Raw genomic sequence first — 7598 nt, forward strand, 5'->3', positions numbered from 1 at the left:
AGAGTCCATCGTCTACGCTTTATATGGAGCAGTACCGATTTGCCTCTTAAAGGGAAATCTTCAACGGTTATCTCAGGCAAGAAGCCTTTGGATTGCGCTAATTCTGATTGGTACTCCTTGGGCAGCACGTTCTTTTCTTCTAGGTAAAAATGAACCTTACCTTCTGATGATTTATGGTCTACAATTTCAAAATAATCCAATACGCCTTCCGGTAACAAATACTGTGCTAATTCTATATTCAAGATTTAATCTGTTTTTGTCAAAGATAAAGTTTCTCCCCAAGTTTTACGTTTGATCCATAAATAGGCCTCTGTATACGGTTTCTGTTCGTCAGTACCGAGTTTTGTAGTCTCGCTTTCTTCAGATGTAACTTTGCAGTTACCACCCTTGCGACTTACTAATGCTTCTAGGCGTTACCCCAGCGCATAAGGGACTTGCACCCTATAGATTAATTACTTACTTTGCTGTAAGTAAAAGACACCCATACTGGGCACACACAATGTATAAAATTAATTGCTAGATTAGTACTAGAATAAAGTTCGTTGCAATTTTGCTACATCTGATTTTCCTTTGGAAAATCCTCGTACTCAAAACCGCAACTAATCTTATACATAAACGTTGTGTGTAATGCGAAAATTCGTCTTCAAATAAAATTGTTTCCTAAATAAGAAACATTTATCTTTGTCAAAATAAGAGAGTTGAATGAATCAGAAATTTAAGGTCGAATTACTGGGGAAGTAAACGAATTTTTAAACGGACTCAACGAAAAGGCACGTGAAAAAATCATTTACAATATGCGGAAAGCTCAAGTTGTTAATGACAATGAACTTTTCAAAAAGCTGAATAACAACGTTTGGGAATTCCGAACTCTTCACAACAAAACTAAATACCGCCTTTTTGCCTTTTGGGTCAAGACAGATAAAACCGAAACTGTCGTCATATCAACTCACGGAATTGAAAAGAAAACAGCAAAGACACCTAAAAAGGAAATTGAAAAAACCGAACGGATAATGAAACAATACTTTGAGGCTAAAAAATAACGATATGGAAAAGAAAGGAATGAAAACTTACAGTTTGGACGAAGCGACCGACAAATATATCGGGAAAAAAGGAACGCCAAAAAGAGACGAATTCGAGAACGAACTTCGGCTCGACCTAATTGGAAACGCAATCAAACAAGCTCGAAAAGAACGAAACCTGACACAAGCCCAACTTGGAGAGTTAGTCGGTGTCCAGAAAGCACAGATTTCGAAACTCGAAAACCATTTGACTGACGCTCGATTTGAAACAATTTTAAAAGTTTTTAAGGCATTAAACGCAAAAATTAATTTTAACGTCGAACTGCTAAATCAAAATTTGAACTTATCATAAAGTAAGAAAAACACTACACACAATCGAGTAGACGGCTGACAATCGAATGATTGCCAGTGCACCTCTCACACCACCGTACGTACGGGTCTCGTATACGGCGGTTCACCAAATCGAAGTTTGTATTTTGTTTATGTAATCTATCATCGGTTTATACCCTCTTCGCTTTAGTCTAGATAGGGTTAGTGTAGTCCCTAATATAGGACTTTGGGCTACTGCCCAGCGTCCCATTCGGTTTCTGCTTGGTCTATCCTGAGCAGAGTCGAAGGGCCAGTACCGAATTTTGTAGTCTCGCTTTCTTTAGATGTAACTTCACAGTTACCCCCTTGCGACTTACTAATGCTTCTAGGCGTTACCCCAGCGCTAAAGGGACTTGCACCCTCTAGATTAATTACTTACTTTGCTGTAAGTTAAAGATGCCCATACTGGCCACACACAACGTATAAAAAAAATTGCTTGATCACTGCCGACTTACGTAACTCCTCGCGGATTTTCTATTTGGTTTTCACTTGCTTACTTTAGTGCTTAACCACGCCAATAAACATACACAAGTACGTTATGCACAAACTTGACCCGTCCTGAATAAAGGCTACATAATTTTAAACATTATGTACAAAAATGACAAAGTAATTAGACGTTACAGCGAACCTTTCAAATTAAAAATTTTAGCCGAACTTACAACAGGCAAACACACTAAGAGCGAACTGTGTAAACTCTACTCTATCGCACCTACAACCGTAAATGAGTGGATTAAAAAGTACAATCGTAAAGACTTAATGAACACCAGAGTAAAAGTGGAAACAAAAGACGAAATATCCAGAATTAAAGGACTTCAAAAAGAAATCGAACAACTTAAAAAATTGCTACTTAAAAAGGATCTCGATGCAATGGTATCGGACTCCTACCTTGAAGTAGCTGCTGAAGATCTAGGCTATAAATCAGTTAATGAGCTAAAAAAAAAGTTAAGTATAAAGCCTTAATAAAAGCCAAAGTAAAATCTAAGGGATTTGCTTCTTTAACAACTATAACCCAATGCTTTGGACTTAAGCGTGATGCGTATTATAAATACAATTCTAGAGCTGATATGCGTTTAAAGCTAAAACAACAGATTCTAAACATAGTTAGAAAAAGACGCAAATCCCTTCCTAGAGAAGGGGTGAGAAAACTTATAAAATCATTAGATGTTGATTTTACTAAAGCTAATATTAAGGTTGGTAGAGATACTTTATTTAATGTGCTTAGAAAACACCAAATGCTAACACTCAGAAAGAAAACCAGTGCTAGAACAACCAATTCTTATCATCGTTTTTATAAGTATAACAATATTATTAAAGACCTGGAAATCAAAAGACCAAACCAAGTTTGGGCGTCCGACATCACATATATAAGAACCGTAAGAGGCTTTTGCTACCTGGCATTAATAACTGATATGTATTCTAGGAAAATAGTTGGTTATGATCTTAGTGATAGTTTGGAACTAAAAGGATGTGTGCGAGCACTTAATAAGGCGGTTTATCAAGCTAAAGACATTAAAGGGCAATACATCATTCAGACAGAGGAATACAATACTGCAGCAATGTATACACACAAATACTTAAAAGAAAGAAGATAGATATTAGTATGACCGAAGAAAATCATTGTTACGAAAACGCAATGGCAGAACGTGTTAATGGAATTTTAAAAGATGAATTTTATTTAGACCAAACCTTTGATAACGTGAATCACGCAAAGAGAGCTGCAAAAAATGCAATTAATTTGTACAATGATGTAAGATTACATTTATCTTTAGATTATAAAACACCAAATATGGTATATCAAGTACCTGCTCAATTCAATTTTAACCTGTAGCCATATTTCAGGACAAGACAACTAAAAACCGAACTTGACATTAAAATTGAATAACCAAAAAAGATAAATATTATGAAAAAAGCTACTTTACTATTAACACTTCTACTTATCTCAACTTTTGGATTTTCTCAAAATAAGGGAATCGCCGAAAGTCAAATGGTGCTTGATTCTAATTCAATTGACACAATAGTAAAAGACCAAGATAATAAACCAATACCAATCCCTGAAAAGGGTACTTTGATTGACCAAATGAATAAATTGGAACTTGAATATATGAATTTAAAAGCAAATGAAGTTCAGAATAGTTTTGCCAAACAAGATTTATCTAAACTGAAAACAAAAGAAGAGGTTTTTCAAATGTATATTGCTTACTTAGAAAAAAGTATACAATCTGATAGCAATGAAACACCTAAAACAAAAACTAAAGATCACGATCTATTAAAACATTTCCGGGTTCCAAGAGCTAAAATAAAAAACAATATAGATGAAGCATTTGTGAGAAGGTTTAGTTCTTTAAAAGAATTTCCAGAAAGTAATCGACCCTTAAGAAAAACTGGAAAAGACTCTTTGATTGACCAAGTGAATAACTCTGAATTTGAATATCTGAATTTAAAAGCAAATGACATTCAAAATAGTTTTGCCAAACAAGATTTATCTAAACTGAAAACAAAGGAGGAAATTTACAAAGCATATAGCGCTTACTTGAAAAAGAAAATTAAGGAAGAAAAAACAAAAATAAAGAAAGCGATTTATTATGGTTCAGCAAGAAGCAATAAGCAAACAATAAAGGCTAACGATCAAAATATTAACACTTCTAGGCCGAATAAAAAGGAACAATAAAGTCAGTGCATAATCGAATAAACCGGTGACCATCGAATAATTGCCAGCGCGCCTCTCACACCACATACGTACGGGTCTCATATACGGCGATAATAATCACTACATGCCCTAAGAGCATCGCAAAATCTAACCATCTACCTCAAAACACCAACAAGTATTTACACCCAAAATAGATGATTTTTCTTCTTTAAATAACAACTACCCCACATTTACACCTTTTACAATAAAAAGGAATAAGTTATTTCTATATTGGATGCGCTATTAGTTTATCGTATTTTATACTCATTGTGTACTTTTAGTAATTGTTATTAATAACTTTTTGAATAGAGAATTAACACCTATATAACTCATAAAATAATTGGTTTTATGCTCACATAACTGAGTTACCAACAAGCTAAAAAACGAATTAATTACCAAATTGGTAACTTTTTAATTATATTTGCTTCAAACAATTATACTGTGAGAGTAATCGCAAAACGAACTTTACGAGATTTTTGGAAAAAACACGCTGATTGTGAAGAACAATTAAAATCGTGGTATAGAGAAACAGAAAAATTCGAGTGGAATAATATTAACGAATTAAAAAGTGAGTATCCGAGTGCGAGTATTTTAAAGGAAAATAGAATTGTTTACAACATCAAGGGCATTAATTATCGTTTGATTGTAAAATTCAATTTTGAATATGGAATATGTTGGATAAGGTTTGTTGGAACTCACGCAGAATATGACAAAAGTGACGCAAATAACATCTGATTATGAAAATATTACCAATTAGAAACGAAAACGATTATCAAAAAGCGATCAACAGACTTGAGGATATTTTTGATGCAAAAAAAGGAACGGAAGAAGGAGACGAATTGGAAATCCTATCAATATTGATCGATCGATATGAAAATGAACAATTCCCAATCGGAATGCCTGACCCAATTGAGGCAATTAAGTTCCGAATGGAACAATTGGGAATGAAACAAAAGGATTTAGCAGAAGTTGTCGGATTTAAAAGCAGAGTTAGTGAGATTTTGAATAAAAAGCGAAAACTGACATTAGATATGATTAGAAAACTAAATACTACACTTCATATTCCAACTGAAGTTTTAATTCAAGATTATTAATTAAAAAAAGCCAGTTGGCAATCGAGTAGACTACCAAGCATCGAAAAATTGCCAGTACGCCTCTCACACCGCCGCAAAGACGAGTCTTGTAGAAACAAATTTGGTATAGACCATATACTGCGGTTCAATAATCGCAAGTTCTAAAAACGTCGCGTATCTATAGAAAATTTAGCGTCATAGTTAAACATTTGCGACAGATATTAAGGTGTTCGCCCGTAACTACAATGAGTTCCACAGTGCATAGCAATAAACAACAGTGCCCCAAGCAACTAGCTTTCTTATAAAACCACCTTTTAGTGCAAAGGCTTCCATAATCCCTAACCAAAACTACTGGGGTGAGACGTCCTCACGCCCTAACATAGAAACATTCTACATTCTAAAAAAGAGATAAAGTACCGGTAATTTGCTTCTTTGAACCACAAGAATACCACGGCAAGAAATAGTCGTTTCATAGTAAAATAAATGATGTTAAGGCGATGTCGCTATCGGCCAATTTGCGCAATGATTGATGAAGTACTAACCGTTACAAAATTAACTAAAGTTCGGACTCTCTTATTTGCCAAAGGCCACCATAAAAAAAACATAAGGCATCTTATCTTATTGAAATCCTCTTTTTTTTAGAAGAAAGTTATGGCGCACTCTCACGCTCCAAGAGGAGAATTGCTATCCCTAATCTCCTTAACCTCAATTAATTTGAACAATCAGCCTTACATAGGCACGAGCAAAACTTTAGTGCCTAGATACAAGCATTCTATTAAAGATACGTTCTAACGACTATCTATTCGGATTTTATTTTATAGATTACAGATTAAACCACCCTAATACGGGGAAAAGAATAATTATGCTTCGAATTATAAGTTAACGTCTTAGACTTCATTTAATTAATTGTTAAAGTTATACACCGGTAATTGAACGCAACACTATGGAGAAATTTGGAGCTTATAAAATAATACCCCATAAGGAACTTATTATAGAATATTACGCTGGTGTAATAACTGTTAAGGACCTAATCTTGTTTAAAAAGAGGATACGCCAAGACCCAAATTATAATCTCTACTGGAACACACTCCTGGATTTAAGGGATAGTAAAGTAAGCATTAAATCTAGTGAAATACCACAAGTGATCGATTTTATGAAAATTGGTTACAATGAAGCGCTTACAAGAAATACAATGTTCTTGTCCTCTAGATCCAATGAAATTGCCCTTGCAGAGTTATACTCTTTATTAGTAAAAGGTTCTAGTTTAAATTTTAATATATATAATGTTTCCTCAATCGAAGCTGTCGTTTTAAATTTTTGTGAAAACATAATAGATAAGCAAGAATTAGTTACAATTATTAATGATCTAAAAACAAATACTAATAACATATACTAACTAGTAACACAAGCGGCGACTACACCATTATCAATAGTATAAACCAAAGAGGCCAGTGCTCTACGACCAATAAACTAATTGATGTTTTCTACTTAAAAGAAAAGTTTATATCTCCTCTACATTATATTCAACACGACACAATTTACGCGAATAAGTAAGGTATAGATAGATGGCAACCAGAGCCACAGTCGTCACAATTAAAAGTAAGTGTATAACACGTCTTCTCTTTTAATTTCAATTACGATAACAATTACGATTTTTTACAACAAACTATAATAAAAAGATCTTATATTTAGTGGGCTATTAATTTAGTCTCTTCCATATCCCGTTGCGTGATATTGCTAGTTATAATTAATAGTTTTTCTGAATATAGACACAGCGTAACTACCACCGGTTAAGGTAATGAAGTGTTGGTTTTATACCTAAAAAACTAAGTTCTACGCAAGCAAAAAAAATCAATATGTTTAAAATAACCACTACATATTATATTACAAATAAGTTAACGTCTTAGACTTTATTTAATTAATTATTAAAGTTATACACCGGTAATTGAACGCAACACTATGGAGAAATTTGGAGCTTATAAAATAACACCCCATAAGGAACTTATTATAGAATATTACGCTGGTGTAATAACTGTTAAGGACATAATCTTGTTTAAAAAGAGTATTCGCCAAGACCCAAATTATAATCTCTACTGGAACACACTCCTGGATTTAAGGGATAGTAAAGTAAGCATTAAATCTAGTGAAATACCACAAGTGATTGATTTTATAAAAATTGGTTACAATATAGCGCTTACAAGAAATACAATGATTGGATGTGCTAATTTAGCGGACAGTACAAGTTAAGCATAAAGTCTTACATTTAACTTATGACACAAGAGCGAAAGAAATATGATCCAGCTTTTAAACGACAAGCTGTAGAATTAAGTAAGGACAGAAAGAACCTGTCAGAACTAGCAAGAGAACTAGGTATCAAGGTTACTCTTTTATACAAGTGGCGTAAAGAATTTGAAGCTTTTGAATCGGGAAGTTTCCCAGGCAATGGTAATT

12 protein-coding genes are annotated in these 7598 nt (G+C 33.8%); 11 read left to right on the forward strand and 1 reads right to left on the reverse strand.

Annotation, left to right across the window (positions count from 1 at the left end):
* The coding region (locus ES677_RS14645) for an ISAon1 family transposase N-terminal region protein (RefSeq protein WP_148381649.1) at positions 1 to 242 on the reverse strand (242 nt) is incomplete at its 3' end.
* Positions 243 to 794: 552 nt separating this feature from the next.
* Here ES677_RS14645 and ES677_RS14650 point away from each other — a divergent pair.
* The 11 genes from ES677_RS14650 to ES677_RS14705 all read left to right on the forward strand — a co-directional run.
* Positions 795 to 1040, forward strand: coding sequence for a type II toxin-antitoxin system RelE/ParE family toxin (locus tag ES677_RS14650; protein WP_246124584.1), 246 nt, complete (start codon positions 795 to 797; stop codon positions 1038 to 1040).
* A 19-nt stretch (positions 1041 to 1059) separates the two neighbouring features.
* Entirely contained in the window at positions 1060 to 1371 is a 312-nt protein-coding gene (locus ES677_RS14655) for a helix-turn-helix transcriptional regulator (protein WP_148381656.1), read from the forward strand.
* Between the two features lie 605 nt (positions 1372 to 1976).
* Positions 1977 to 2348, forward strand: coding sequence for a transposase (locus ES677_RS14665; RefSeq protein WP_148381650.1), 372 nt, complete (start codon positions 1977 to 1979; stop codon positions 2346 to 2348).
* A 104-nt stretch (positions 2349 to 2452) separates the two neighbouring features.
* Positions 2453 to 2980, forward strand: a complete 528-nt coding sequence (locus tag ES677_RS14670; RefSeq protein WP_148381651.1) for a DDE-type integrase/transposase/recombinase — start codon at positions 2453 to 2455, stop codon at positions 2978 to 2980.
* Between the two features lie 8 nt (positions 2981 to 2988).
* Positions 2989 to 3216: an integrase core domain-containing protein gene (locus tag ES677_RS14675; RefSeq protein ID WP_170235071.1), complete on the forward strand. Its 228-nt coding sequence runs from the start codon at positions 2989 to 2991 to the stop codon at positions 3214 to 3216.
* Positions 3217 to 3288: 72 nt separating this feature from the next.
* Positions 3289 to 4056 carry a hypothetical protein gene (locus tag ES677_RS14680; protein ID WP_148381653.1) on the forward strand — a complete coding sequence of 256 codons (768 nt, stop codon included), beginning with the start codon at positions 3289 to 3291 and terminating at the stop codon, positions 4054 to 4056.
* Positions 4057 to 4515: 459 nt separating this feature from the next.
* Positions 4516 to 4809: a type II toxin-antitoxin system HigB family toxin gene (locus ES677_RS14685; RefSeq protein ID WP_148381654.1), complete on the forward strand. Its 294-nt coding sequence runs from the start codon at positions 4516 to 4518 to the stop codon at positions 4807 to 4809.
* 2 nt (positions 4810 to 4811) lie between these two features.
* The gene (locus ES677_RS14690; RefSeq protein ID WP_148368238.1) at positions 4812 to 5168 is read left to right on the forward strand and encodes a helix-turn-helix domain-containing protein; all 357 of its coding nucleotides are present in this window, start codon (positions 4812 to 4814) and stop codon (positions 5166 to 5168) included.
* Positions 5169 to 6090: 922 nt separating this feature from the next.
* Positions 6091 to 6543 carry a hypothetical protein gene (locus ES677_RS14695; RefSeq protein ID WP_148368239.1) on the forward strand — a complete coding sequence of 151 codons (453 nt, stop codon included), beginning with the start codon at positions 6091 to 6093 and terminating at the stop codon, positions 6541 to 6543.
* 563 nt (positions 6544 to 7106) lie between these two features.
* A complete protein-coding gene (locus ES677_RS14700; protein WP_148381655.1) occupies positions 7107 to 7394 on the forward strand; it encodes a hypothetical protein in 288 nt (95 codons plus the stop codon).
* 23 nt (positions 7395 to 7417) lie between these two features.
* On the forward strand, positions 7418 to 7598 hold a 181-nt coding region (locus ES677_RS14705), incomplete at its 3' end, for a transposase (protein ID WP_148380285.1).

Origin of the sequence: Bizionia gelidisalsuginis, assembly GCF_008086185.1 — a bacterium.
GTDB lineage: Bacteria > Bacteroidota > Bacteroidia > Flavobacteriales > Flavobacteriaceae > Bizionia > Bizionia saleffrena.